The sequence below is a fragment of the Acinetobacter sp. MYb10 genome, assembly GCF_002980175.2.
GTDB classification, from domain to species: Bacteria; Pseudomonadota; Gammaproteobacteria; order Pseudomonadales; family Moraxellaceae; genus Acinetobacter; species Acinetobacter guillouiae.
The window spans coordinates 696,446-720,846 of sequence record NZ_CP058272.1 but is presented as its reverse complement, the minus strand read 5'-3'; the positions used below and the strand labels follow the sequence as shown (position 1 = coordinate 720,846).

The window sequence follows — 24,401 nt, the reverse complement described above, 5'->3', positions numbered from 1 at the left end:
TCAAATACCTGTAACCGATAAAAGGGCTGAATCAAGAGGTGCTGAATTTTGGCGAACCGCAACGGTTTGTACGTTGTCACGAGCTACTAAATCCGCAAGGGTGATTTTAGCTAAATAATCGGCAATATGGAGAGAGAGTTCTTGCCATAAATCGTGAGTTAAACACATTGCACCATTTTGGCAGTTGCCTTTGTGGTCACAACGAGTCGCATCAACAGTTTCATTTACAGCTTCAATAATTTCTAAGACAGTAATTTCTTCAGCATGGCGCGCTAAGTGATAACCGCCATTTGCTCCACGAACACTTGAAACTAAGCCATGACGTTTAAGTTTAGCGAACAATTGTTCAAGATAAGCGACAGATATCGTTTGGCGGGTTGCAATTTCTGCAAGCGTAATCGTTTGTTCAGGTGGCTGCAATGCTAAGTCAAGTAGTGCAGTCACTGCATAGCGACCGCGAGTAGTTAGGCGCATGATTCGATACACATGTTTTAGACTAGATGTATGAATTTTATGAATCCTGACTAAAATAGTCAAGTATTTTTAAGTTTAATTCTGACTAATTTAGTCAGAATTTATTACTTGAACAAAAATTACTGGAAAATTTCAATTTTTGTTCAAGTTTTATGAAAATATTTGCCAAAGATTATACACGACTAATGCCATAAATAGAAAGCCCAATACGCCTAAAGCCGTATATAAACGTTGTTGGTTGAGCTGCAAGCGTTTAACACGATTTTGATATTGTTTCACTTCAACTTGGAGTGTGTTGATTTTAGAGCGTTGCTGATCAATCTTTTCAAGCAAAGGGGCAATGCGTTTTTTTGATGCTTTTGTCTGGCTGTCATCATCTGGATTGGTTAACCATTGCTTCCAGTCTGAAAGCAATTTAGGGGCAGTTAAGTGTACAACTAGATCACGGAACTGTTCCTTGAGCAGGTTATCGCCTTCCAGACGCATTTTTTTCATGCTACGACGATTAGCAAAGACAAAAATTTGGATGAAATCGATGAGTGTACTACTCACAGAAAGGTCAATAGCTTTTTCTGGAGGCTGTAAATCAAAAAGAATACCACGATCTGTAAATTGAACATAAAAGTCAAAATAAGGAATATAACTATTCATTTTAATTGTAATCTGCTGTCCGACGAATTTTTTTGCCTGTAAGCGAACAACACGATCATGTTTTAATACGAAAGAATAAATGGTTTCCAATATAATCATGACAATGTTTAGCAACAAACGAGAATGACCTTGCTTTTGTTGCGATTCATTCATAAAAAATTCCTATAGCAAAACAGAGAGTCCGATCTCTAAATAAATTTGAAACAATCTCATCCATGACTTGAAACACAATATTTCCACAATGATATAAAAATTATCTTAATAACCATTGTCGAATTGCCAAGTGTTCCTTAACATTAAAACAATTACTTTGCTTTGTAGAACAGTTTAGCAAAAGGTTCAATAGTTTTATTTGATAATATAGCAATATTTTCTACATAATTTGGTCATATAGGTCATTACACGCTGGAGTTTGGGGTAAATGGAGCAAGATATGAAAAAGAGCAACAAAGAACAAACGGATCTTTATGAAGATCAAAATGAATTTGATGAATCTCAAATAAAGCCTAGAAATCATAAAAAGTCAGCATTAGATTTCAGAAAATATACAAAACAAATCTGGTTGGCAGGGTTGGGAGCGTTCTCCAGAGCCGAAGAAGAAGGCAATAAACTCTTTGATTCTCTAGTCAAGGTGGGTGAGGAGCTTGAATCCAAGACAGTTGAAGTCACAGATCAGACAGTCAATAAAGTCACTGAAAAAACCAAAGAGTCAGTTGCAGAAACCAAAGACAAGGTTGAAAAACTTTTAGATCAGCGTGTAAATCATTCATTAAACAGAATTGGTTTAGTGACTGCTAAAGATCTTCAGCATTTGGAAAACTTGATCCTGCAACTCCACAATAAGGTCGATGCATTGGCTGAAGAGAACCAAAACTTACGCGACCAATTGCTAAAAAAAATGAAATAATTACCATTAATCCAAAAAAATCGTAAATTTTAGTCGTAATTTTTGTGAAAAGCGTGTTTGGAGTCTTGCGTTTCCCCCCAAAGCATTGCTATAAAGTCGTCATGGCCTTTGATCTACAGCCTTGGAACTTAAACAAACGATATAAGAGGACGTAATCTTCATGAATAAATCAGAATTAATCGATGCGATTGCAGAAAAAGGGGGATTGTCAAAGTCCGATGCTGGTAAAGCATTAGATGCGACTATTGCTTCAATTGGTGAAGCGCTTAAAAAAGGCGACACAGTGACTTTAGTCGGCTTTGGCACATTCAGTGTTAAAGACCGTGCTGCTCGTACTGGTCGTAACCCTAAAACTGGTGAAGAGCTTCAGATTAAAGCAAGCAAAGTACCTAGCTTTAAAGCTGGTAAAGGCTTAAAAGACTCAGTAGCTTAATCTGAGCTTGTTAAAAGCGCGCCTTTGTGGCGCGTTTTTTATGAAATATATTAAATTATCAGTGATTGCTCGTTCATTCATTTCACAATTTCAGTTAGAATCCTTACGAAATATAATATTGGAATACTCATGGAATCGTTTCGCACTCTCATAAGGGGCTGGTTTGGTAAAGTTCTCCTTGTGTTATTTTTAGCGCCATTTGCTGTGGTTGGTATTGAAGGCTATTTCAGCGGTGGGCAAAAAGCAGACGTAGCTAAAACTGTTAATGGTCAAGATATTTCTAAAAAAGAGTTAGAAACGGTTACAAAAGGCTATACAGATCAATTATTGGCAAATCCTGCTATACATGGGGATGAGTCTTTATTGAACAAAGAATTTATTGCAAATAAAGCACTTGATTACCTAATTAGCCAAAGTCTTTTAAGACAACAAGCTGATAAGTTAGGTGTGACTTTGAGCGATGCTCAAATTGAACAGAAAATTGCACAAATTCCTGCTTTTCAGGAAAATGGTAAATTTTCAAATACACTATATGCAAACTATTTACGTTCACAGGGTTTAACTAGCCAAGCCTTTATCCAAAATATTCGCCAAGATTTTGCCTTAAGCATTTTGAGCTCTACAATTTCGGATAATGCACTGATCAGTAAATTGGATATCCAGCAAATTGCCAACTTGCAATCTGAACAACGTGAATTATTCTTATCAAGCGTTAAACTTGATGACTATAAAGCCAATGTTAAAGTGACCAATCAGGAAATTGCGGATTATTACAACAAGCATCAAAATAAGTTTAAACAAGTTGCTTCAGTGGATGTGGACTATGTGGTGCTCAGCCCAGCGACATTGACACAGCCAAATGCGGCAGTAACTGATGCTGAATTACAACAAGCTTATACTCAGTTTGTAGAAAAATATAAGCAAAGTTTGAAGCGTGATGTTAAACATATTCTGATCACGACTGATTCTCGTACGCCTGAGCAAGCTGCTACACTTGCAAATGAAGTGTATGCAAAAATTCAGGCAGGTACGTCATTTGCTCAAGCTGCTGCGCAATATTCAGAAGACCCTGATTCTAAAGCGAAAGGTGGTGCACTTGCTGCCTATGCGCCAGGTGCCTTTGGTGATGATTTTGATAAAGCTGTGAACTCAACAAGCAATGGTCAAGTGTCTAAGCCTGTTAAAACTCAATTCGGTTATCATTTGATTGAAGTGAATACACCAGTAGATTCAGTGCCATCATTTGAGTCGAAAAAAGCTGAATTGACTGCTGAGGTTTTAAAGAATAAATCAGCCAACTATTTCTCAGACACTGTAAATAGTTTAAATGAGCAAGTGGTTAACAGTGATGCATTGGATGTGGTTTCACAAGCAGTGAAGACTGTTCAAGTTCAATCTGCAAATAATGTGAATTTAACGACAACCAATCCAGTTCTTGCTGATCCTGCTGTTAAATCTAAACTGTTTAATGAAGATGTGAAAAGCGGAAATACGACGGCTTCAAGTAATATCCAAACAGCCAATGGTGATGTTGTCTGGGTTAAAGTTCGTAAGTATCATCCAGCAGGTGTACAGCCTTTAGCGCAAGCAACTGCGCGTGTAAAAGCACAATTGATTGAACAAAAAGCGTTTGATGCTGCCCATGCAAAATTAAATGCCATGATTGCAGATTTCAAAAAATTGCCGGCTCAAGAGGTTACTGCGAAATATCAGTCTAATTTTGTCCATGCGGGAACATTCACACGTTCAAAAGGCCTTAAGCGTGAGATTGAGCGCGTTGCCTTTAGCCAGCCAGTACCTAAAGCAGGCATGTGGTCTGTCAGCACTGCCAAGCTGCCAAATGAGTTAGTTGTTGTGGCTGTAGCGAATGTGAAAAAAGTAGATACTGCTCAGATGGATCCTGCTGAAGTTCAGCAACTTACGCAAATGTATCAGAAGTTCCGTGGTGAACAATTATTAGATGATTATTCACGTTATTTAAAAGCACAAGCAAAAATTAAATAATTGATCTTCTCTGATTAAAAAAAGCGCCTCGGCGCTTTTTTTTATGTGAAATGAAATATAGTGTGAGTACAGGAGCTATATCACTAAGATATGATTAGCGGATGTCTCTAATCTTTTTTAGATCTGATTGCGATATTGGCTTGGGCTAAGTTCAAATTGTTTCTTAAATGCCTGGCTAAATGCGGTTTCAGATGAATATCCCACTTGGTGTGCAATCTGCTGAATAGGCAGTTGTCCTTGTTTGATCAGCTGGCTGGCAAGACGTAAGCGATGTTGTTGCAAGTAGGCTAAAGGTGTTTCCCCAATAATTTGATTAAATAAACTGGCAAATTTAGAACGCGACATACAACAGGTTTCTGCTAAGCTTTCTACGGTCCAGCTCTGTTCTGGACGGCTGTGAATGGCTGCAAGTGCATTTGAAAGTTCAGGGTGCACCAGGGCATTTAACCAGTTATTGTGATCTTGCATTTGCTCAATATAGTCACGTACACACTCAATCATCAAAATACTGACGACGTGGTCCATAATTTTATTTTTACCTGCCATGGTTCTACGGGTTTCAGCAGAAACAAAATATAATCCAATTTTAAGCCATTCAGGTGCCTCATCACTCAAGGCATTTTGAATATGTAAATATGGTGGGAGTGCATTGATCAATGGACGAGCCATGATTGCATTCATATGGCATCGTACAGAAAGGATAAGGGTCTTTTCTGAGCTTCCTTGACCAAATTCAATTGCGTCTTGTCTTAATCCATCAAACAGTGATTCTATATTGAGGCTTTCAACTAACTGCGTGTCTAAATGATTTTTTACAGTATGTGCTAATCCTGCTGGGATTAAAAACATATCGCCGGTTTGTAGTGCAACAGTCATTTTGGGTGAAAATTCTAAATAAGCATTTCCATACAGAACAATATGCGCGATCACGGCATCTTGTTTTGGGCTCTGAAATGACCAATCACCTTGAGCTTGAAGGTAAATATATTCTGAATGGTTGAGATGAATATCATCAAAAATTTTACTTAAAGCATCCATAGATTCAGTTCAAATTTCCTGTTCTCAAATAATAAAAATGTTTCATGCTATTAAAACATGTGCGCAAAGGACAAACTCTATGTTGAAGATGCCAAAGACTTTTTCATAGGTTTTATGGACGCTTACAACTGTCTTTAAGTTGAATTTTACATAAATATATAACTAAGTAGAAAGATAGGGAAGATATAGCCATGAATGCACCAGTTCAACTGACAGAGCAGCAATTGCAAGAATTAAAACCAAAGTCAGGTTTGGCACTTGATAAAAAGCGTTATCTTTGGATGATTAGCCCATCACTTCCAGTGATTGGGTTAGGAATTTTAGCGGGATATCATGTTGCACCTAAGCCACTAAAAAAAGTTTTTGCATTGGGTGGGCCACTGGTACTGCATGTGATTATTCCAGCCATTGATTCATTGATTGGTAAGGATAAAAACAATCCGACCAGTGAAGATGTAAAATTACTTGAGCAAGATCCGTATTATTCACGTTTGGTCAAATCCTTTATTCCGATTCAATATGTCGCCAATGTTTATGCTTGTTATTTGGTGGGTCGTAAACAAACATCACTTTTAGATAAGATTTTGCTAGGTGTTTCAATGGGTGCAATTAATGGTATTGCCATTAACACAGCACATGAGTTAAGCCATAAGCATGACCGTATGGACCATATTTTATCGCATTTGGCATTGGTTCCATCAGGTTATAACCATTTCCGTATCGAACATCCTTATGGACACCATAAACGCGCTGCGACGCCTGAAGATCCAGCTTCATCGCAAATGGGTGAAACCCTCTATGAGTTTTTACCACGTACCGTCATTGGGTCATTTAAATCAGCGATTGAAATTGAAACCAACCGTCTTAAACGTAAGGGCCTTGGATTCTGGTCTAAAGATAATGAGTTATTGCAAGGCTGGACAATGACCGCAGCATTCCATTCGTCTATGGTCGGGTTATTTGGTAAAGGTATTTTGCCTTATTTAGCAACTCAGTCAGCTTATAGTATTACGTTGTTTGAGATCATTAATTATATTGAGCATTATGGTTTATTGCGCCAAAAAGATGAAAATGGCAAATATGAACGCACAATGCCTGAGCATAGTTGGAACAATAACAACATCGTAACGAATTTATTCTTATATCAGTTACAACGTCATTCAGATCATCATGCCTTTCCGACACGCCCATTCCAAGCGTTACGTCACTTTGATGAAGCACCTGAATTGCCAAGCGGTTATGCAAGTATGCTGTTGCCAGCGATGATCCCGTCGTGGTGGTTTAAAATTATGGATAAGCGGGTATTTGATCATTACAAGGGTGATTTAAATAAGGCCAGTATTTATCCAAAACGTCGAGCAAGCATTTTTAAAAAATTTGGTGTCGTGGACAAATTGTTGAATAAGTAAAATTTAATTTTAAGATAAAAGCCCAGAATTGGGCTTTTATTGTTTTTGAGCATTAAAAATATCCCAGCATTTTTAAATGTTGACTAACGCTACTTTTAGTTGTGAGTCATCCTTGTTAAAGCATAAGCACTTGTCGCTCAATTTTAATGAATGTAAAAAAAAATCCCTGAAATACTATCTTTCTTTTTCTGTTTATTTCATAGTATTCAGCAATGGTATTTTAAATTTACAAATGTAATTTGGAACTTCGTATGAAATGGGAAGAAATAGGCAATCAACCGTGTTCAATTGCGCGTACATTATCTGTATTGGGTGATCGATGGACCATGCTTATTTTACGTAATGCTTTTATGGGTTTACGTCGTTTTGATGATTTTCAAGAAAATTTAGGTGTGACAAGACATGTATTGTCTGAACGGCTAAAACGTTTGGTTGAGCATGAAATATTGGTTAAAGTGGCTTATGTCGATCGACAAGAGCGTTATGAATATCGCTTAACTGAAAAGGGTTTAGATCTATATCCTATTTTATTAACCATGGTGGCATGGGCGGATAAATGGATGGATGAGGGTCTGGGAGCGCCTATGGTGTATCAACATACCGTCTGTGGTCATGAGTTTACTCCGATATTGGTTTGCTCAGAATGTCAGCAGGCGGTGAATGCGAGACAGGTGAAGCCAATCGTTACCTCTGCGTTTTTCCAATACTTAGCGCAGAAAAAATTAGCTTGATTGCTATTCCCTAGATGATTTTTCAATATTTATCATGAATTAATTTTAGATTAAGTTGTTGGTAAATTTCATAAAAATCTAAAGGCAGGGGCACTCATTATCTTTAGTGTTTGTGAAAATGTTTAGATGAAGCGTTGCAAGTAATTTGAACTTTTAATTACTGATATTGTTTTTGATTTTTGTTAACAAGATATAAAATATGTGATTGTTCAATTTTAAAAAGATATAATTTAAATTAATAAGTAAAAGTATGAAAAACAGTAACTGTAATCTTAGTTTAGAAAATAAGGTTTATTGCTTGATAAAGAATTTAGAGTTTTTTTTAACAGATAACTTTGATCAAGTCATTCACTTTTATATACTTATTTAACTGATGCAAAATTTTAATAATTTATAAAATATTTAATATGGAGTAATCGAATGGGAATTGGTTCAAGCCCAACAGTCGGAAGTACCTGTGATACGTGCCTACAGAAGTTTACGATTCATTTTCGAAGATGTGAAGATAACATATATGATGGAACTTATGGTTTTGATTGGTACAGACCAGAATACTTTAAAAAATTAACCAACTATAGACCGAATGCAACAACAAAATTTGGAAACAAAGTTGCTTTAGTCAGTGGTTCGATACAATCATTAAAAGCGACATATACCCAAGACCAAATTACCAAAATTAGCCCATTTGGCACAGAATATATCCCTGCATGGTTAGCAATGTACCCAAGCTCACAGGAGGATAGCAATAGTTCTAATCCTGTCAATCAAGGGGTTAGGCTTAATTTAGAGTTGAGACTATTAGATTCAGAAAATAATTTTTCATTAAAAAATGATGGAACAAAGATTAAGTTTGAAGTTTCAAATCCGAATATTATTATTGAACCAGCAGAGTTCAGTGTCGAAGATTTTATTTACGCCAAAAAAATGACCCGAGATTTAGGCGAAGATACTAAAAGAGAAGAAGAGATTTATTATCTAGCTTCAGAAATAGTGAATATTAAGTGCACAAGTGCTTTGCAAAAACACGAAGAAATCATTGTAACAGCAATAAAAGGAGAGACCCAAGAGAAAGTTGGGAAGCTAATGCTTTATCATAATGCTGTGATTCCTACTATATCGGTTATCTTTGTAGACGTTATAACTGATGGAAAAAAACCAAGCCGTTCACATGATTATGAAAATTTTTTAAAGCATAATTCATTTAACCAAGCTTTAATTAATGTAGAAATAAAAAATGCCCCAACATTTGATTTAAACAAATATCGTAGCAAAGACGATGATGTTAATATATCTTTGAATAAATTAAATATAAATGACACGGGTTATTTTTTAAGTGACTTAACTAAGTTTTATAAAAAATATCAAGATAAAAACTTAGCGACTAAAAATTATGTTTTCGTAACAACTGTAGAGATAAAGAATGCAGTTGGTGCTGGTGGTGACAGCGTTACCTTATTTAACTGTCCTCAAAATATATTTAATCAGGTCGTGGTACATGAATTAGGGCATCGTTTTGGATTAGATCATTTGTTTGAATCACAGAAAATTACAGCCAAAGGATCGAGCTTTCAATTTATACAGGGTACTACAGCTAATTTTTTAGATTATGATCATTCGGATGGCGTAAATTTAAAAAATAAAACTGCAGTCAATCCAAATCAAACACTAAAATATTTTTTCAAATACCAATGGGATTTGCTCAGGAAGAAAGTGAAATAATTTATGCTATCGCCAATTTAGATATTTACTCGCTATATTGATGGGTTTGATCTCATATTGAATTAAACGAATCAATTTTTATGCATTGATCACAAACAATTTGCAGGTTTAGGGATACCCGCCAAACGGCTTAAATGGCGGGCAACCAGTCCTGTATTAAACTTATCTTGTAGAACAGCATTATCAATTGCTGGGTTGATCGTTTTCATTAAAAATTTAATCAGTGGACGAGTCGCAGGAGAGTGGCCAAACTGGGTATAAAATTGACGTACTGCATGCAACACTTCAAAATGCCATGGGGTCAGTTGTAGATCTAAACTTTGTGCTAACTCTTGGGCAACCTGTTCATTCCAAATGGTGTAATCTACTAAATGACCATCTTGGTCTAACTCAAAGCTCATAAAACCACCTAAACAAAACAACCGAAACAATGTAACTTTTGATCAACAAAACATCAAAGATTGATTTTTAAAAAATCGAAGATAATTGACAACCTAGCCCACTATTTTAAACTGATACAACGGCTAAAGTCTAAAACCAACTGAGCAAATTGTGGGTAAGAAATTGATTTAAAATTTTCAGGAATGGATTCAGATAAAATCTCAGCATCATTTTCAAGAAGATAAAGATTCTGTTTGTTTGTTAAACGCTGATCTGCTGCAAACAGTACCGCATCACCCATTAAAACAATGTGATCATGAGAAACATACAGCTGATCCAACTGATTCAATATATGGTCTGTATGTATAAAAGAAGATTGAATTAAATAAAGTGTTTTATCTGACATTTGGACTTTCCATCTACTGCTTACCAATACAACACATGATCAAAAGACTGAATAAATTCAGCATTCAGTTCTACAAATTCCAACTCTTGTTGTGATTGAGTAACAAAAGTCGAGGATTTATTCATATTTTCTACTAAAACTGGTGTTAAATCATAGAATTCAAAGCTATCGACCAGATTTGAAGCAAGCTTAAATACGTGATTTAATTGGCTAAAAGCCATTTCTGATTTAAGTAGGCTTAATCCAGCGTCTTTAAGTAACACTTTGACTTTACTGCCAAAAGTTGCAAGCACCATGGTTGCTGACAAACTTTCATGTACCTGCAATGTATTTAAATTTGCTTGGGTTATCACAACGAGCACAGTATTCACACAAATTACCTTTTAAATGCAACACGCTAATGGGATGATCAACTTAGAATTGAATGATACGATCTGTAGATTGAACAGCATCTGCAAGTTCGCCTAAACCCACAAGTTCAAAGCCTTTTGCAAGATTATCGGCTGGAATTTGGTGACGTTTGGCATTCTCTTGATCTGTTATCCCCCGCGCTAATGCAGCACTCACACAGACAGGAAGTCGAATTGAGAGTTTTTGCCATTCTACAGATAAATTACGTTGATCGTCAGGAACCCATTGCAAGTTGTTCGCAACTTGTACACCATCTTGATAAAAGAAAACACGAAATTCTTGATCTTCAGCTTGCAGTGCTTGAGCTAAACCCAATGCATGCCATGCATGGATTGAAGTCGGTGCTGCGGTGATTAGTAATAAAGTACTCATTTGATGGCGATTCACTTGGAGAATGGACAGTTTGCAACATTCAAACTTGATAATGATAGGTAGTATACAATGATTTTAGGTGACATTTTTATGATATTCTCTAAAATCAAAAAAATCACTCAATAAAATATATTTATAAACAGTACCTTATTGGATTTTTAGAATTATTAAGTCACTATATCTTTTATATAATCTGCATAAAATAACCTGTATTTTCTTCCTTTTTCCCATAAAATTGATAGAATAAAATGAAATCTACACCAAATCTGCACCAACAATGAAACTTCCAAAACCAATACAACGTGGATCAAGTTGGCGTATTACTGTAACTTTTGATAATAAGAGATACTCAGCAACTAGAGATACTGCAAAAGAATGTGAACAATGGGCATCCCTTAAACTACTTGAACTTAAAACAGGGAAGGCTAATCTTGAACAAGGAATAAAACCAGCTTATCCATTTCGACTATTATGTAATAAATATTATGAAGAACATGGTCGCCATATGCGATCGGCTCGCACTATAAACTTTAAATTAAAAAACTTAGACCATATCGCACCAAACCTTGCAGACAAATCAATTTATGAGTTTAGGCCAGCCGATATTGCAGAATGGCGTAATAATCGAAAGAAAGAAGTTAAGGTGGCCACATTAAGAAATGAGCATGCAATATATTCTGCAGTTTTTACATATGCAATGAAAGAGTTGTTTTTGCTTGAGTCTAACGTTTGGCACTCAGTATCAATGCCTAGCAAAGAAAAATCACGAAATCAGAGAATTACTCCTGAACATCAAGATACTTTACTAAAAGTGATGGAGTGGGATGGTTCAACTACGCCAATTAATTCTAGACAATATGTTGCATGGGCTTTTTTATTTGCACTTGAAACAGCAATGAGGCAAGGTGAAATATTAGCGATGCGCAGGGCAGACCTAAGAGATGGTTTTATTCATCTACCGATGACTAAAAATGGTGAATCTCGTAACGTGCCCCTTTCTAAGGAAGCAAAGCGCTTGCTCTTATTGCTTCCTCCAGAAAATGATAAATTATTACCGATTGATAAGAATATATTTTGTGCCATGTGGATGAGGGTTAAGAAAAAAGCAAAGCTGCCTGAAATTAACTTTCATGATTCTCGACATGAGGCAATCACAAGGATGGTTAAGGTTCGTAAATTACCAGTTGAGGTTTTGGCAAAAATTACAGGACATAAGACAATCGGGATATTAATCAATACTTATTACAATCCAGATGCACAGGATTTAGTCGAGATGTTTAATGACAGTGAGAGCTAATTAGCTCTCGGTCTGCCTCTTTTTTTATTTTTAGTGGTGAGTAGATCATGGGCTAATCGTGGATTATACAAGGCCTTTCCAGGGGTACCTTGATCTATTGAGATAAGCCGTTCTCTAATTGTTGTGGATGATAGATTATATTTTTCGGCAAGTTGTGCTGCAGAAACTAATTCAACATCTACTTCCTTCAACTCTTTAACAATCCCACCACCAATATTTTGACCAAGCATTACCTGCGGAGGGGTATCACTTTCGACAGTGATAATGTATTTGATAGCACCCATTCAGGCCACCTGCTTATGTATTTGATGTTTCAAGTTTTTGATCTTAGCCATTAATAGGCAAGATTCATTGCTATCTGGTGTAGCCAATTCATAATAGCTTTGACTATATCTGACCATTTCAGCCTTGCTCATTAGAATCAAATTTTCAATTCGACAATCTGTTTTATCCTGGTTCTTAAAGGCCACCACATAGCCTTCAGGAATAAGGCCTTTTTCCTTTTCCCAAACTATTCTATGTTTTAATTCAAACACGCTTGGCTCAGATGTTTTAACCAGGACATAACCATCTTTAGAGCAAATTCTTTCATAGCCGATGGGCTTAGCATTCCAAGTTGGCCGACCTTTTTTAAAACTTGTTTTGTTTGCTTTAGTAAGGCCCTTGGTACCAGTATTCCACGGTTTAGAACCTTTCTCGAAACAACCGGTTCTACCTGTGTTCCATTTTTTTCTCTTACAAAGGGATTTGATTTGATCAACAGTAAATGTTGTGCCGAATTGAGCATTTGTCTTCTCAGTTAATTCTTTTCGCCCCAAAATGCAGTTTGATTTAATAAAATCCAATTGCGCTAGGGTATATTTAATAACAGTACCTTTTGGCATAAATCACCCGATTAAGTTTTGAGGAACTTCAATTGGATCGACATTTTTCAATCCCTTATGTTCAGCAACAAGCTTGGCAGCACTTAAGCGCATATTGTTATTCTCAATAACCTGTTTACTGATTTTTTCAACTGCACCGGCTTTTTGGATTTCCGCTTGAAGCTCATCACCTTTAAGATCTGGATTGCTTAAACGATCAAGTTGTGCAAATAAAATAGAATTTAAATCTATAGGTGTATTCATATTTTTATCTCCAGACTGCTTCTTTAAATTTAGCGTCCGCAATTAAACTGTCTATTTCCGAAAATGAAACATTGTTGAATATGTGGGTCATTCGGTTGCCAAATACGGTTAAGTTTCTAGTGATCGAAGAATATTTAAATTTCATTTTCCACCACCTTGGAAACTGAGTTTTCAAGCTCAAATCGACGTTTACGAACCAGTCCCATTAATTTAGGTTGAATATCCGGATGTCGGCCTGCAACATCAATTTCCAAAATATCCAAAGCTGTTAAATCAGATGCATTTTGGATCTGAACTGCTAAAGAAGGTGGCTGTTCAGGAGGTGGAGCAGTCGCATCCAATTCACTCAATCGTTTATTAATTGCATCCAACAATGGCTTACGCTGTTCTTCAGTCCAATTGACCGTATATTTATACAAGGCATTAGCTTCAGCAGGCGATTTTGATTTTTGAGCACATTCTATTAGTTCTGTTAACAGATTTTCATATTGATTATCCCGGATATTCTTTAATGCAGTCGCTTGAAACTCAGCAAGTTTAGAACATTTTGCAAGATTAATTTCTGAGAGTTGTTCTTCGCTAAAACCTTGATCACTCAAATCATGTAGTGTGGTTTTAATTTCTTCCTCTGAAACACATGCATTAATGCCATCTATATAAATTTGATGATCAATGTAACTTGGTTTTGGTGCATATTGCTCAGGATCAAGCTCTATCAACTTATTCTCAGTCAATTTGCATAGATGTTGAGTATGTTCACGCTCAAGATGACCATTGGCAAAAAACACCGGGCGTAATGAAAGTACAGCTTCTGTTGTAGTACAGTTTGCAATTTTCGCTGTAAATTTATCAATTATTAAGGCAGGATCTGTTTCAATTTCTGGAGTATCTTCAGTTGTAAAAGCTTCTTTAGTTTTACGTGGAGTCCGAGTTTTTTTAGGCTTTTCACTGAAACCGTCTTTAATTTCAATTTCAGTAATCATATTGCCAAATGTTTTACCAAATGCCTGAAGCTGCAGCTGTGCATTTTCAGCATCTAATTGAGCAAATCCATTTGCCACACTCAAACATATATCACCATGTTCTGAATCGTATTTAGTACGCAAGATACATGTTGGCATCACAATAAAGATTTCTTGGCCATTCTCCAGATCGTGTGGTTCTACTGGCTTAGTAAATTGAATATCTGCCAAAGTTAAAGATTCACGTTTGATACAGAACTCATAACCAGGTAAAGCAAAGATCGTAGCAGGGAATTGATTTAAGTCATCAAAGTCCATCAATTCGCCAACAGCGCGGCACATAATATTTTTACCAGCCATGAGTGCTGAAAATGCTTCATTACTATTTAATAAATTCATTTTTTATTTTCCTCAATGCTGCATTTGATTTTGTTGTTGAACTTGGTTTATCGGTGGCGCTTCATTCCATCCCATTTGATCTGCTCGAGCACGGCAGGCTTTTGTTATACCTGACTCGTATTGAGTGCCTTTGAATGTGTTAATTGCTTTATCAAGGGTTTGAGGATTTTTAGCATCTTTTATAGCTAGAAGTGCATCGTTATAACGCTGAGCCAATGGCTTTTGTTGCTGGCCACTAGCTTGATTATTATGATTGCGATTCGGTTGTTGAGCCTGTCTTGAGTTTTGCTGGTTGTTATTGCGTGTAGCACCCTGATTAACTTGGTTATGATATTCATCCGAGTCATAGTCTTTGGTGTCATCAATTAAGAACAAGCCATTTAGCGCGTATTTACGAGCATATGAGCTGGATGCGCCAAACGTCTGAGCTACATCCATACCTTTCTTGCTAATCTCCACACCAGCATGGGCTTTTACCGTAGTTTCTTTGCCGCTTGCATCTGTAAAAATTACTTTTGCTGTAACAACGACTACACCGCCAACTTCTTGAACCTCATCTGTGATAACCAGGGAAGCATCATATTTCTGAAGAAGCGGTTTAACCGCTTCCAGAATATCCTCACAGTTTCGATAGTTATAATTACCGAAAGTGTTCTTCTTACTTTTTGGCGCTTTTAACTCAAGTTGAATGAGTTGTAATGTATTTTGTGTAGATGAAACTACTTGTTGATTCACTGCTGCATTCATTTTTATTCTCCTTAAGCGCCGTTGTACTGTGAGTTATGGTAATTAATACGTTGTTCTTTGCTATAGCGTGGGCTTTGAGTATTGGCACTGCGTTTAATTGCACGTTGGTAATTCACAAGTTTCTTAACATTCCTCTTAAGCCAGCTCACAGCTAATTCATCCTCCGTGATAGGGCGAGGCATACTGTCAGGAGTTTCTTTAACTAGAATCGAATGCCAATTAAAAGGATTTGCTTTAGCACCACCAAAGAACTCTGCGTCAAAATCAGGGGTGTAATTTAACGATACTTTGACCAAATAAATTTTTGGACCAAGTCGCACGTTGTAATAACCGTTCACGTCCTTACAAATGAATTGTGCGAAAGGGGTGTTATAGCGTTTCTTTTCCATCACTGGCTCCACAAACTGAGTTGTTTTGAGGGTTGTGAATTCACGACTTTTAACACCTTGCTGAAGGGTGATAGGGTTGGGAGAAATACGTTTACTTTTTGGGAACTCACCCTTAGTAAATGGTGTTGAACCTCTAGTATTTACAGGGCTTACAAGTGTCTCTGCGCCATAACTTGACGGTTGAATTTTGAGCGCTGATGAAACTTGTAAAAGTGAATTTTTAGTATTGAGAGTTGTATTCATTAGAAAGCCTCCACCAAACGGTTACGTTCGATATAGCCGATAATTATCTGATTGATATTTCGGTGATCGTTGTAATCTGTGAAGTCGTTATATTCTTTGCCGTTGATGTCTTGGATCTCGTCAATTGCTAAGTTGGTGATATCAACTGCAGTAAATTCGGAACCAGGAACACCGTAGTTATCTTGATGAGATTCAAAATCAAAGCTAACTTTAAGTAAGAAGCTATCAAGTTTAACAACGGCCATGCCTGATGAATCAGAAGTGACTTTTAAAGCTTGGATGCTATATGAAGAAGGGGTAGTGTTAGGGATTGCTAATGCAGGTTTGTATTCAGTAACCTTCTGATCATATGTAAGACCAATAGCACCTACTGTGAATAAACCACTGATTGCAGCTACTTTGATAAAGCTGGATGGCTGTACACGATGTGTAACAATGGGATGATTGATTGAATTTGGTTTTGTGTTCATAATTCACCTGTAGTAAGGAAAAGCGCATTAGATTTCGAGGTCAGTGCGCTTTTTTTGTTATCTGTTAATTCAGTTTAGTAAACTAAACAAAGATGGTCAATAGGAATGTTTAGTAAAGTGAACTTATTTTTGAATTTATATGCACTATATTTTAAAGTTTGAAATGGGAACTATAAATTAAATATAGTGAGTTTTTTAATTTTTTGATTAAAGAGTAATCTATATAATTTTAGTGAGAAGGTTGAAAATTAACAAATTAGTGATTAAAAGAATGCTCAAATTTCTGAAATTGAGTATGATTACGTTATTCTTGTTTCTTCCTTAATGAAGGGTGCCGTTTGAACAACTTAGCTGTTAAGACCGACTTTGTGTCACATTGGAATGATGTGATGTATTCGGAGTTTATAAAGGGGATAGTAAAGCCAAAATTTGATTTTAACTACGTCAGCCTTTTTTCAAGTGCAGGTATTTCTGATTTTGGTTTGAATCTTTTAGGTGGGAATTGTTTAGCAGCATGTGAAATAGATGAAAATAGATCTTTAGTTCATAAAACAAATAGTTCTGGCAAAGTGTTTGGAGATATCAAAAATGAAAAAAAAGAACTAATAGATTTTGTTTTATCTCAGAAAAAAAACCTTGATTTAATTTTTGCAACGCCACCATGTCAAAGTTTTAGTACAGCAAACTCCAGAAGGGGTAAACTCACTGATTCCCATAGTGCAAATCAGGATCCACGAAATTTTCTGTTTTTTGAAGCGTTAGAAATTTGCTGTAAATTAAAGCCAAAGTTTATTATTATCGAGAATGTACCTAATTTTGGACGACGTTTATTACGTAATAATGAAGGTATAATCGGTCATGTTGATGAATTCATAGATAGCATATTAGTTAACTATTTAGGAGTGACTTTTGTAAAATGTGTATCCGATTTTGGAGTGCCACAATCTAGAAAAAGAAGTTTTAGCATTTATATATTAAAAGAAGTTGCAAAAAATAAAAAAGTTGATGTATCTATTTTAAGAAATATGTTTATTTCAAAACCAATTGATTGTCCTACTTCTATCATGCAAGCTATTGGTCATCTAAATCCATTAGATAGTATATCCGAAAAATTTGCGAAAGATTCAAATGATATTTTTCATCATGTTCCTGTTTTAAAAAAAATTCATTATCAATGGATAGCAAAAATTCCACCAAACAGTGGAAGATCAGCGTGGCTTAATGCGTGTGAAAACTGTGGAGATGATAAAACCCCTATGTTTGAGATTAAATGCATAGCATGTAATAAAAATATCAAAGTCCGTCCTCATGTAGTTGAAAAAAATAATAAAATAAGAAGTATAAAAGGATTTAGAACAAGCTATAAACGTATAAGCCCCGATGGTTTATCATCAGCAATTACCACTAATACAAATGCTTTTAGTAGTGATAATAAATTACATCCAAACCAAAATAGAGTTTTAAGTGTTCGTGAATGTATGTTAATTCAAAGTATTCCTGAGACTTTTATATGGCCAGAAAAATTATTTCATAAATCTATGCATTTAATTAGAGAAATGGTAGGGGAGGCATTACCGCCCCTAGTTAGCTATCAATTAGCTTATTTTCTTTTGAGACTTTAATTTTGGATCAAGTTTGCTCATAATTTGTGCCAAATCTTCATTGGTTTTAGCCATTTGATTTAAAAATTGCTGAACAGGTTCGCCCCCTAATTGGCAAATTTGTTGAACACGTGGATCTGTTGGGCTTACATCATTTCCTGCTAATATAGTGGCTAATGTTTGCATGTGTTCTTTTCTGGACTCATTTAGAATTCTAGACCAAGATTTAAATTTAACAGTTGATGGGGCTTGCTTTAATACACTTTCCTCAATTCCTCTTGCGATCAAGTAACCTGTAACATTTGCTTCAGGAAATCTGGATTGAAAATATTGCATATATGACTGTAGTTGATTAAATTCCAACCAGGCTACTGTCGCATCAGGACCTTTTAATTCAACTACGATTATATTTTTATCTTCTGCGTCACCTAAAAATACTACATCAGGTTGCTTATAATCATTTGGAGTTGCCACAGCAGCATCTCTAAATTGCCATTTTCCAGTTTGTTTAGCTTCCTCAACAAGTTTCTTTAGAGATGATCTTGCAGAGAATTTCTCATAATTTGAATGTAATATCCAAGGAAACTCTTCTACTAAATGTTGTAACTGAGTTTCGTTTCCTACCATAATTCTATGTTCTAATTGTGTTAATGCATAAATTCTTAATGAAAACATGACACCCAACGAAAGACCTTCAGGTACCAACTCTTGTACAAGTCTATCCACAATTAAAGGAAATTGTGTTGGATCAAACTTAGATGTTTCATCCCATAAGTTTTTAATAAGTCTTCTAGCTGGTTCATGAACCCATGCTTTAGCAGCTACTTCGATAAAATGAATTTTATCCTCTTCAGTTAATTCTACATTTGGTGTCACTTCTGCTATAAGTGAAGATAAGTGTGTTTGTTCATTCGGAGTTAAATGATAATCCGTTTTACTTTTTAATGTATCTTCAACTAATTTTTCTATTTCATCTGACGCATTTTTTTTTCTATAAGCTATATACTGATTAATAAATTTTCTTGTTTCAGTCGCACCCCATTCTAAAAAAGAATCTAATCCTGGATATTCCCAATTTAAAGTAGTTCTATCGGTTGAAATGATATCTTCTTTAAATTCATCGATCCAATCAGCTTCAATAACTCCATACATATACCGGGTAAAAATTTCAGATCCTTTTAATTTAAAAAAGAAAGGTCTATCTTGAGCCAATTTGCCATGTGCAAAAATACCGATACCAGCTTCATCTTGAGACCATTTTGCTGAATCTACAAATCCTATCCAATATTTAATTTCTTTTAATTCAATTATTTCTTGATTATTGCTATCTATATATTTGAAAGGGATATGTGCTGTTACCTTACCCTCATTCGGAATTCGTAGTCCCCATACAGGAAAACAATCTTCTTCTTTCAATTGTTCATCGTTAATTTGAACTTTAAAATTATTATCATCAAGAGTAATAGTAAATCTTCTTCCTAAAGATTTTTTTAAAGTTTCTGTAGTAACCACTCTAGTTAGACTTAAATCATGACCAATTATAATTGTTCCATGTTTAGAATTAATAAGTTTTTTTAAACGTGTAGAAATCTTATCTTTCAGTTCCTCATCTTTAAAATTATCTAAAACTTCTTTAGCTTGTTCAATTGTGAAATTTTCTGCATCATTAAAATAAACCTTAGGTTTATAAATTTCATAAGGCTTATCTTGATTAGTCTGTTCTGTTAAATGTCTATAGTCTAAACTAAGCCAATTAAGCTTACCATTTTTAAGTGTAATAAGCTCAACTTGTTTTGCTACACCAAATGGAGCTAATTTTCCAATACCTTTTCTCCCCATTGGTTTTCTTGTACTATTTTCGATTTTCGATCTGGAGCCTTTTTTAGTTTTAGCTATAATCAGCCAGTTATTAATAATTTCATCACTAGTCATTCCTGTTCCGTCATCAGTAACTAGAATTCCGATTGGTGATCCTTGTTTTGCAACTAAATCTATAAATACATTTTCAGCTAAAGCATCCCAAGAATTCGATACTAATTCAGCAATTACATTTGTAGGCTTATTCTGATAAAGCTTAAGACCTAGGTGCTCTATAATATTATGTGAATATGTTAGTACATAATTAGCCATTTTTTCCCTCTCTTATCAATAAATTTTCAAGTATATCAGTTTGATAATTTTATCTATTTGGTTAAATTATAATATCATGGTTTTACTAAAGCCAACTCTAAGCGTCCAACAAAATTAATTTCATTGAGCTGTTCATTCGTAATAAACTCATCTGGATATCTATTCTTATCTGGATTATCACTTGTCAATTTTACAGTTTTTGAACCTGCGTAACTTACAAAAACGCGTTTCATACGCAATTCATGATGATGAGTGAAAACATATACACTTCCATTTTTCAAAGAATTTGGATCTTTATCAGATGTATCAACAAACAGAGGGCTATCTGGGGCAACAGTAGGGTACATGCTGTATTCAGCTGAATAGATAATTCTTAAATTAGCAGGGTTGGTTTGAATACCCATGAGCTTTAAGATCTGTGGATCTATATCAAGGTATTCACTTGCATCTTCTAAGAAGTTTTGAATGCCTGTACCACATGAGGCTTTAACATCTTTGTAAACTGGGATACGAATATTAGATTGACGACCTTTAGTATCTGCACTTCTAAACTCTATGGGCGCAAAACGTATATTCCCCGATTCATAAGTTTCAGTCGCAATACCATTCAACAACCATTCAGAAGTTGTGTTTAAAGTTTGTGCTAACTGAACTAATCGATTACCTGTTGGATTATTCACACCATTAATCCAATTTGTAACTGTTCCTTTGCTAGCTCCTGTTGCAGCAACTAAATCTTTGTGCTGAAGCCCTAATTCTTTCATACGTAAAGAGATTCGATCAGATGTAGTTTGCATATTTTGTAAACCTAATATTTGTTTAAAATACTAAACAAAAAAATTGACATGTTCCTAAACTTATTGTTCAATAAACTAAACTTATGGTTCTGGAAACTAAACATGAATGTCGATGATCTTAAAAATCATTTTCAAGCAAAAAGTGATGCTGAGCTTGCTCGAATATTAAATAAAGACAGGTCTGTAATTAATTACTGGCGGAAAAACTTTCCACTAAAAACTCAAGCTGTATTCGAAATACAAACAAATGGAAAGTTAATAGCTGATAGAAAATCCTTAATTACTTAAATGGATTTTGCTTTAAGTCTATTAATAAATAAACGTGAATAAATACAAAGGATTCACATATGGAAATCAATTTAAGCCGAGAAGCTCAAAACGCAATTTGGCAAATGATAAGTAATACACCGGGATTTACGCCTAAAGATATTGCACAGGTACTTGGGGATTCACATAACACAATTTGCAATTACGCAAATATCAATATGCCGAACCATTTACCCAGTATTAAAAAGTTAGAAGCAATTCTCTATTACACCCAGAACCCAGCGCTGTTAAAAATTTGGGCGCATGAACTTGGCTTTGCATTAGTTCCTGTGACATGTGACCGCAGTAAGCATCATGAATTGTCGATTTTTGAGGCAATGATGCAGCACAACATTAAGTCAGGAAAGACCAACAAAGCTGTATATGAAGCGTATGAGGATGGTGTAGTAACACCACAAGAATATGAAGAGATCCATCAATTGACATTGCATCTAATTGAATTGGCGACAGCTGTAGATCAAGCAGCTTTAAAACAAATGAAGAAGTACACATCAGGTACTGAAATTGAAAAAGCCTGATTTGCGAGATCAGGCTTCGTATATCCATAACAGGGTGAAATGAATATGAAATCAAATTTAGCACAAGAACAAGAATTCGGCAAATACATGAATGGCGATGTGGTTGTGTATATGAATCACATCAAAATAAAAGACTTACAAACGGTAGAGGCGTATCAACCGAACAATCACTACTGGTTAGAAAGCGGTAAGTTGGTAAAGGAAGCTGATATACGTACAGCCACTTTGCCAGAGCTATTTCATAAACGCCGTTTAGATGAAATCGAGCAATCGATTGCGGAGGTTCCATGAATAGACATTTTCAAATTAAACCTGAGCATAAGCAGACTCAGGAAATCCAATCATTTTATGAACCAACTTTGCTTTTGCTGAACCATATTCATGACATCAAAAAAGGCAATTTAAGAATGCGTGGTTACAACGAAGAGAATGCTGCTGTAACCAAGGAGGAATTGGCCCAAAAGATGGCTTATCGATTCAAGATCACGATTTGGTTATCACATCAGGTTATTACGAGCTTGATCAAAGCTGAACAGGTCATTTCATTTGGTGGTTACGTAAAGCCTAAGGTCGGTGAAATATGAGCTTAGATGCAACTGTATGGGCATGGAAAACAACTGTAGATGGTGCTAGTCAAAAGCTAGTACTTCTATCACTTGCTGATCGAGCTGGAGATGACCATAAGTGCTTCCCAAGTTTAAAACGGTTAGAGAAAGACACCACTTTAAATCGCAAAACGATTATCAAAGTATTAGACGAACTTGAGCTTAAAAAGTTGATTAAATTTACAGGTGAAATTAAAGGAAATGGCGTTAAAGTCTATCAATTAATTGGTGTATTTGGACGTGAAGATAGTTCAGATACCAATACCAAAAAGGGGACTAGTACCAAAAATGACACTGGTGTTGATTTAGGCACTGGTTCCAAAAACGGTACTAGTACCAATAATGGAACTGGAACCAGTACCGATATTGGTACCGAGACCAGTACCAATTTTGGGACACAGAACCTCCCAAGGAATCTCCCATTAGAATCTATAAATAAAAAAGATTGGCTTTGTTTGAAAAAACTTCGTTCTGAATTAGATCAAGCCGATCCCACGGTAGTACCGAAATCGATTATCGAAGCAAGTTGGTTTGAACGCGAGAAAAAAGCATTCGAGCTTTTCAATGCTGGAAATAATCTTTGTGATGATCTTTTGATTTACCACTTTGCTGACACTCTTTTGAAAAACCGTCACAAATACCACAAAGCGCAAAATGGCAAATCAAGCGGTGAATCTGATTTAGTATTTTTCTCATCACCTCAACAGATTTACGTGTTTGCCAACAAACTCGCTCAACTGTCAGACGTCATCGATGAATTCAGTATGCCTGGTGAATCCTTTGAAAAACTAGCAAGCCGCATTGCTGCAAAACTCTCAGATCCGAATGAACTCCAAAACTGGAAATCACATCTGCAGGCTGTTGGATTTAAGCCTAAGGGTAGAGGAGCTGCGTAAGTGGAAAGTATTTCAATCGCTGAATACCAAAAACTTTACAGTGTTAGAACTAAGAAGAAATCTAACTTGAAACGCGGTGCTCGAGTTAAAACTCAACGCGCTGAAAGTATCGGTGAATCAACCTTGGCCAACCAGTTACGAGTTTTAAAAATTAGCTTTGAACAGGAATATAAGTTCCATCCTAAACGAAAATGGCGAGCCGATTTTCATATTGTTGGTAAACGGATTTTGGTTGAGGTTGAAGGCGGTGTTTGGAGCGGTGGACGTCATACAAGGGGGAAGGGTTATATCGGTGACATGGAGAAATACAACGCTGCTGTGGTAATGGGATATCAGGTATTACGCTTTAGTACAGAGCAAGTGAAGTCAGGTTTAGCGGTTCAACAAATTGAGACAATGGTGGGGTGATTACATGAATGCGGCAGTTACAATTATTCAAGCGACAGATTGGACACGTTTTAGCACAGAAGATTGGTTTCGTCAGTTTGGTGCATGGATGAATGGGGATACTGAAACTAAGCGATTAGTATATAAAACTATTCCGACAAAGAAGTTAACTCAGAAGCAACGTGAAGATTTAATAGCTCAATATCTACGTGATGAAAATTTTAAAGAGCCTCAACTACGCCGTGGAGTTGTCTGTAATATTTCGGATAATGAAGCACGTGCATTCCAGCGAATTATTCTTGATATACGTCAAATTGAAAGTGAATCACTTCAGGATTGGGTTGATGTTGTTTGGCAAATTTTTGTAGAAAATAGAAAGCTCCGTGAAGTAGCTCAAATGTACGAAACTTCTACCATTCAAATAAGACAAGACATGAAATGTGCATTAGCATTTATTTCAGGTAGATACCCAAATTTAAAATCTGAATTATTAATATAAAACATACAGAAAATTGTAAAATTAAATTTTACAAAATGGTAATGTTGAATAATATTAATAATTTGAAAGGG

General features: G+C 35.7%; 31 protein-coding genes. 15 read left to right on the top strand and 16 right to left on the bottom strand.

What is annotated here, in order from left to right; translation table 11 throughout:
* Together CQZ96_RS03405 and CQZ96_RS03400 are read right to left on the bottom strand one after the other, a co-directional pair.
* On the bottom strand, positions 1-474 hold the full coding sequence (locus tag CQZ96_RS03405) for an Rrf2 family transcriptional regulator (RefSeq protein WP_004720625.1): 474 nt from the start codon (positions 472-474) through the stop codon (positions 1-3).
* 150 nt (positions 475-624) lie between these two features.
* Positions 625-1,278 (bottom strand): hypothetical protein, encoded by a 654-nt coding sequence (locus CQZ96_RS03400; protein WP_004720623.1) that lies wholly within the window; start codon positions 1,276-1,278, stop codon positions 625-627.
* 268 nt (positions 1,279-1,546) lie between these two features.
* Here CQZ96_RS03400 and CQZ96_RS03395 point away from each other — a divergent pair, with 268 nt between their 5' ends.
* The 3 genes from CQZ96_RS03395 to CQZ96_RS03385 all read left to right on the top strand — a co-directional run bounded on the left by CQZ96_RS03395 (position 1,547) and on the right by CQZ96_RS03385 (position 4,469).
* Positions 1,547-2,032: a phasin family protein gene (locus CQZ96_RS03395; protein ID WP_004821389.1), complete on the top strand. Its 486-nt coding sequence runs from the start codon at positions 1,547-1,549 to the stop codon at positions 2,030-2,032.
* Positions 2,033-2,192: 160 nt separating this feature from the next.
* Complete coding sequence (locus CQZ96_RS03390; RefSeq protein ID WP_004720620.1) at positions 2,193-2,465, top strand: HU family DNA-binding protein; 273 nt, start codon at positions 2,193-2,195, stop codon at positions 2,463-2,465.
* 129 nt (positions 2,466-2,594) lie between these two features.
* Positions 2,595-4,469 carry a SurA N-terminal domain-containing protein gene (locus CQZ96_RS03385; protein ID WP_105712712.1) on the top strand — a complete coding sequence of 625 codons (1,875 nt, stop codon included), beginning with the start codon at positions 2,595-2,597 and terminating at the stop codon, positions 4,467-4,469.
* A gap of 117 nt (positions 4,470-4,586) precedes the next feature.
* Here the strand turns inward: CQZ96_RS03385 and CQZ96_RS03380 are convergent, their stop codons facing one another.
* Positions 4,587-5,507, bottom strand: a complete 921-nt coding sequence (locus CQZ96_RS03380) for an AraC family transcriptional regulator (RefSeq protein ID WP_004720615.1) — start codon at positions 5,505-5,507, stop codon at positions 4,587-4,589.
* Positions 5,508-5,698: 191 nt separating this feature from the next.
* Between CQZ96_RS03380 and CQZ96_RS03375 the strand changes: the two genes are divergently transcribed.
* The 3 genes from CQZ96_RS03375 to CQZ96_RS03365 all read left to right on the top strand — a co-directional run bounded on the left by CQZ96_RS03375 (position 5,699) and on the right by CQZ96_RS03365 (position 9,366).
* Positions 5,699-6,916, top strand: a complete 1,218-nt coding sequence (locus tag CQZ96_RS03375) for an alkane 1-monooxygenase (RefSeq protein ID WP_056511027.1) — start codon at positions 5,699-5,701, stop codon at positions 6,914-6,916.
* 251 nt (positions 6,917-7,167) lie between these two features.
* Positions 7,168-7,647: a winged helix-turn-helix transcriptional regulator gene (locus CQZ96_RS03370; RefSeq protein ID WP_004720612.1), complete on the top strand. Its 480-nt coding sequence runs from the start codon at positions 7,168-7,170 to the stop codon at positions 7,645-7,647.
* A 420-nt stretch (positions 7,648-8,067) separates the two neighbouring features.
* On the top strand, positions 8,068-9,366 hold the full coding sequence (locus tag CQZ96_RS03365; protein ID WP_105712711.1) for a reprolysin-like metallopeptidase: 1,299 nt from the start codon (positions 8,068-8,070) through the stop codon (positions 9,364-9,366).
* An 89-nt stretch (positions 9,367-9,455) separates the two neighbouring features.
* Here CQZ96_RS03365 and CQZ96_RS03360 read toward each other — a convergent pair whose 3' ends face one another.
* The 4 genes from CQZ96_RS03360 to tusD form a co-directional block, all read right to left on the bottom strand.
* Positions 9,456-9,767, bottom strand: a complete 312-nt coding sequence (locus CQZ96_RS03360) for a TusE/DsrC/DsvC family sulfur relay protein (protein WP_004821403.1) — start codon at positions 9,765-9,767, stop codon at positions 9,456-9,458.
* Between the two features lie 101 nt (positions 9,768-9,868).
* Positions 9,869-10,153, bottom strand: coding sequence for a DsrH/TusB family sulfur metabolism protein (locus CQZ96_RS03355; RefSeq protein WP_105712710.1), 285 nt, complete (start codon positions 10,151-10,153; stop codon positions 9,869-9,871).
* 20 nt (positions 10,154-10,173) lie between these two features.
* The gene (locus CQZ96_RS03350) at positions 10,174-10,524 is read right to left on the bottom strand and encodes a hypothetical protein (RefSeq protein ID WP_096734067.1); all 351 of its coding nucleotides are present in this window, start codon (positions 10,522-10,524) and stop codon (positions 10,174-10,176) included.
* 43 nt (positions 10,525-10,567) lie between these two features.
* The gene (gene tusD / locus CQZ96_RS03345; protein ID WP_004720599.1) at positions 10,568-10,936 is read right to left on the bottom strand and encodes a sulfurtransferase complex subunit TusD; all 369 of its coding nucleotides are present in this window, start codon (positions 10,934-10,936) and stop codon (positions 10,568-10,570) included.
* 277 nt (positions 10,937-11,213) lie between these two features.
* Between tusD and CQZ96_RS03340 the strand changes: the two genes are divergently transcribed.
* Entirely contained in the window at positions 11,214-12,233 is a 1,020-nt protein-coding gene (locus tag CQZ96_RS03340) for a tyrosine-type recombinase/integrase (protein ID WP_105712709.1), read from the top strand.
* On the opposite strand, the gene CQZ96_RS03335 is transcribed toward CQZ96_RS03340, so the two are convergent.
* From CQZ96_RS03335 to CQZ96_RS03305, 7 genes are all read right to left on the bottom strand, one after another.
* Entirely contained in the window at positions 12,230-12,517 is a 288-nt protein-coding gene (locus tag CQZ96_RS03335; protein ID WP_105712708.1) for a DNA-binding protein, read from the bottom strand. The genes CQZ96_RS03340 and CQZ96_RS03335 overlap by 4 nt on opposite strands.
* Positions 12,518-13,117: an HNH endonuclease signature motif containing protein gene (locus tag CQZ96_RS03330; protein WP_105712707.1), complete on the bottom strand. Its 600-nt coding sequence runs from the start codon at positions 13,115-13,117 to the stop codon at positions 12,518-12,520.
* 3 nt (positions 13,118-13,120) lie between these two features.
* Complete coding sequence (locus CQZ96_RS03325) at positions 13,121-13,360, bottom strand: hypothetical protein (RefSeq protein ID WP_034616612.1); 240 nt, start codon at positions 13,358-13,360, stop codon at positions 13,121-13,123.
* A gap of 134 nt (positions 13,361-13,494) precedes the next feature.
* Positions 13,495-14,721, bottom strand: coding sequence for a hypothetical protein (locus CQZ96_RS03320; RefSeq protein WP_105712706.1), 1,227 nt, complete (start codon positions 14,719-14,721; stop codon positions 13,495-13,497).
* A gap of 12 nt (positions 14,722-14,733) precedes the next feature.
* Positions 14,734-15,468, bottom strand: a complete 735-nt coding sequence (locus tag CQZ96_RS03315) for an ERF family protein (protein ID WP_105712705.1) — start codon at positions 15,466-15,468, stop codon at positions 14,734-14,736.
* 11 nt (positions 15,469-15,479) lie between these two features.
* Positions 15,480-16,100, bottom strand: a complete 621-nt coding sequence (locus tag CQZ96_RS21615; protein ID WP_228722772.1) for a hypothetical protein — start codon at positions 16,098-16,100, stop codon at positions 15,480-15,482.
* Entirely contained in the window at positions 16,100-16,570 is a 471-nt protein-coding gene (locus tag CQZ96_RS03305; RefSeq protein ID WP_105712704.1) for a hypothetical protein, read from the bottom strand. Before CQZ96_RS03305 ends, CQZ96_RS21615 begins: the two co-directional genes overlap by 1 nt.
* Positions 16,571-16,959: 389 nt before the next feature.
* Between CQZ96_RS03305 and CQZ96_RS03300 the strand changes: the two genes are divergently transcribed.
* A complete protein-coding gene (locus tag CQZ96_RS03300) occupies positions 16,960-18,192 on the top strand; it encodes a DNA cytosine methyltransferase (protein WP_228722771.1) in 1,233 nt (410 codons plus the stop codon).
* On the opposite strand, the gene CQZ96_RS03295 is transcribed toward CQZ96_RS03300, so the two are convergent.
* Complete coding sequence (locus CQZ96_RS03295) at positions 18,166-20,301, bottom strand: ATP-binding protein (protein WP_105712703.1); 2,136 nt, start codon at positions 20,299-20,301, stop codon at positions 18,166-18,168. The genes CQZ96_RS03300 and CQZ96_RS03295 overlap by 27 nt on opposite strands.
* A 74-nt stretch (positions 20,302-20,375) precedes the next feature.
* A complete protein-coding gene (locus tag CQZ96_RS03290) occupies positions 20,376-21,098 on the bottom strand; it encodes a S24 family peptidase (protein WP_105712702.1) in 723 nt (240 codons plus the stop codon).
* Positions 21,099-21,200: 102 nt separating this feature from the next.
* On the opposite strand from CQZ96_RS03290, the gene CQZ96_RS03285 reads away from it, so the two are divergent.
* The 7 genes from CQZ96_RS03285 to CQZ96_RS03255 are packed head-to-tail and all read left to right on the top strand — an operon-like array spanning position 21,201 to position 24,330.
* The gene (locus tag CQZ96_RS03285; RefSeq protein ID WP_105712701.1) at positions 21,201-21,386 is read left to right on the top strand and encodes a hypothetical protein; all 186 of its coding nucleotides are present in this window, start codon (positions 21,201-21,203) and stop codon (positions 21,384-21,386) included.
* A gap of 59 nt (positions 21,387-21,445) precedes the next feature.
* Entirely contained in the window at positions 21,446-21,943 is a 498-nt protein-coding gene (locus tag CQZ96_RS03280) for a phage regulatory CII family protein (protein ID WP_004720015.1), read from the top strand.
* 45 nt (positions 21,944-21,988) lie between these two features.
* Positions 21,989-22,234 (top strand): hypothetical protein, encoded by a 246-nt coding sequence (locus CQZ96_RS03275; RefSeq protein WP_105712700.1) that lies wholly within the window; start codon positions 21,989-21,991, stop codon positions 22,232-22,234.
* Positions 22,231-22,527, top strand: coding sequence for a hypothetical protein (locus tag CQZ96_RS03270; protein WP_105712699.1), 297 nt, complete (start codon positions 22,231-22,233; stop codon positions 22,525-22,527). Before CQZ96_RS03275 ends, CQZ96_RS03270 begins: the two co-directional genes overlap by 4 nt.
* The gene (locus CQZ96_RS03265) at positions 22,524-23,444 is read left to right on the top strand and encodes a helix-turn-helix domain-containing protein (RefSeq protein WP_105712698.1); all 921 of its coding nucleotides are present in this window, start codon (positions 22,524-22,526) and stop codon (positions 23,442-23,444) included. Before CQZ96_RS03270 ends, CQZ96_RS03265 begins: the two co-directional genes overlap by 4 nt.
* Complete coding sequence (locus tag CQZ96_RS03260; protein WP_105712697.1) at positions 23,445-23,852, top strand: DUF559 domain-containing protein; 408 nt, start codon at positions 23,445-23,447, stop codon at positions 23,850-23,852. It begins immediately after the preceding gene.
* A gap of 4 nt (positions 23,853-23,856) precedes the next feature.
* Positions 23,857-24,330, top strand: a complete 474-nt coding sequence (locus tag CQZ96_RS03255) for a hypothetical protein (protein ID WP_105712696.1) — start codon at positions 23,857-23,859, stop codon at positions 24,328-24,330.
* Positions 24,331-24,401: the final 71 nt, after the last annotated feature.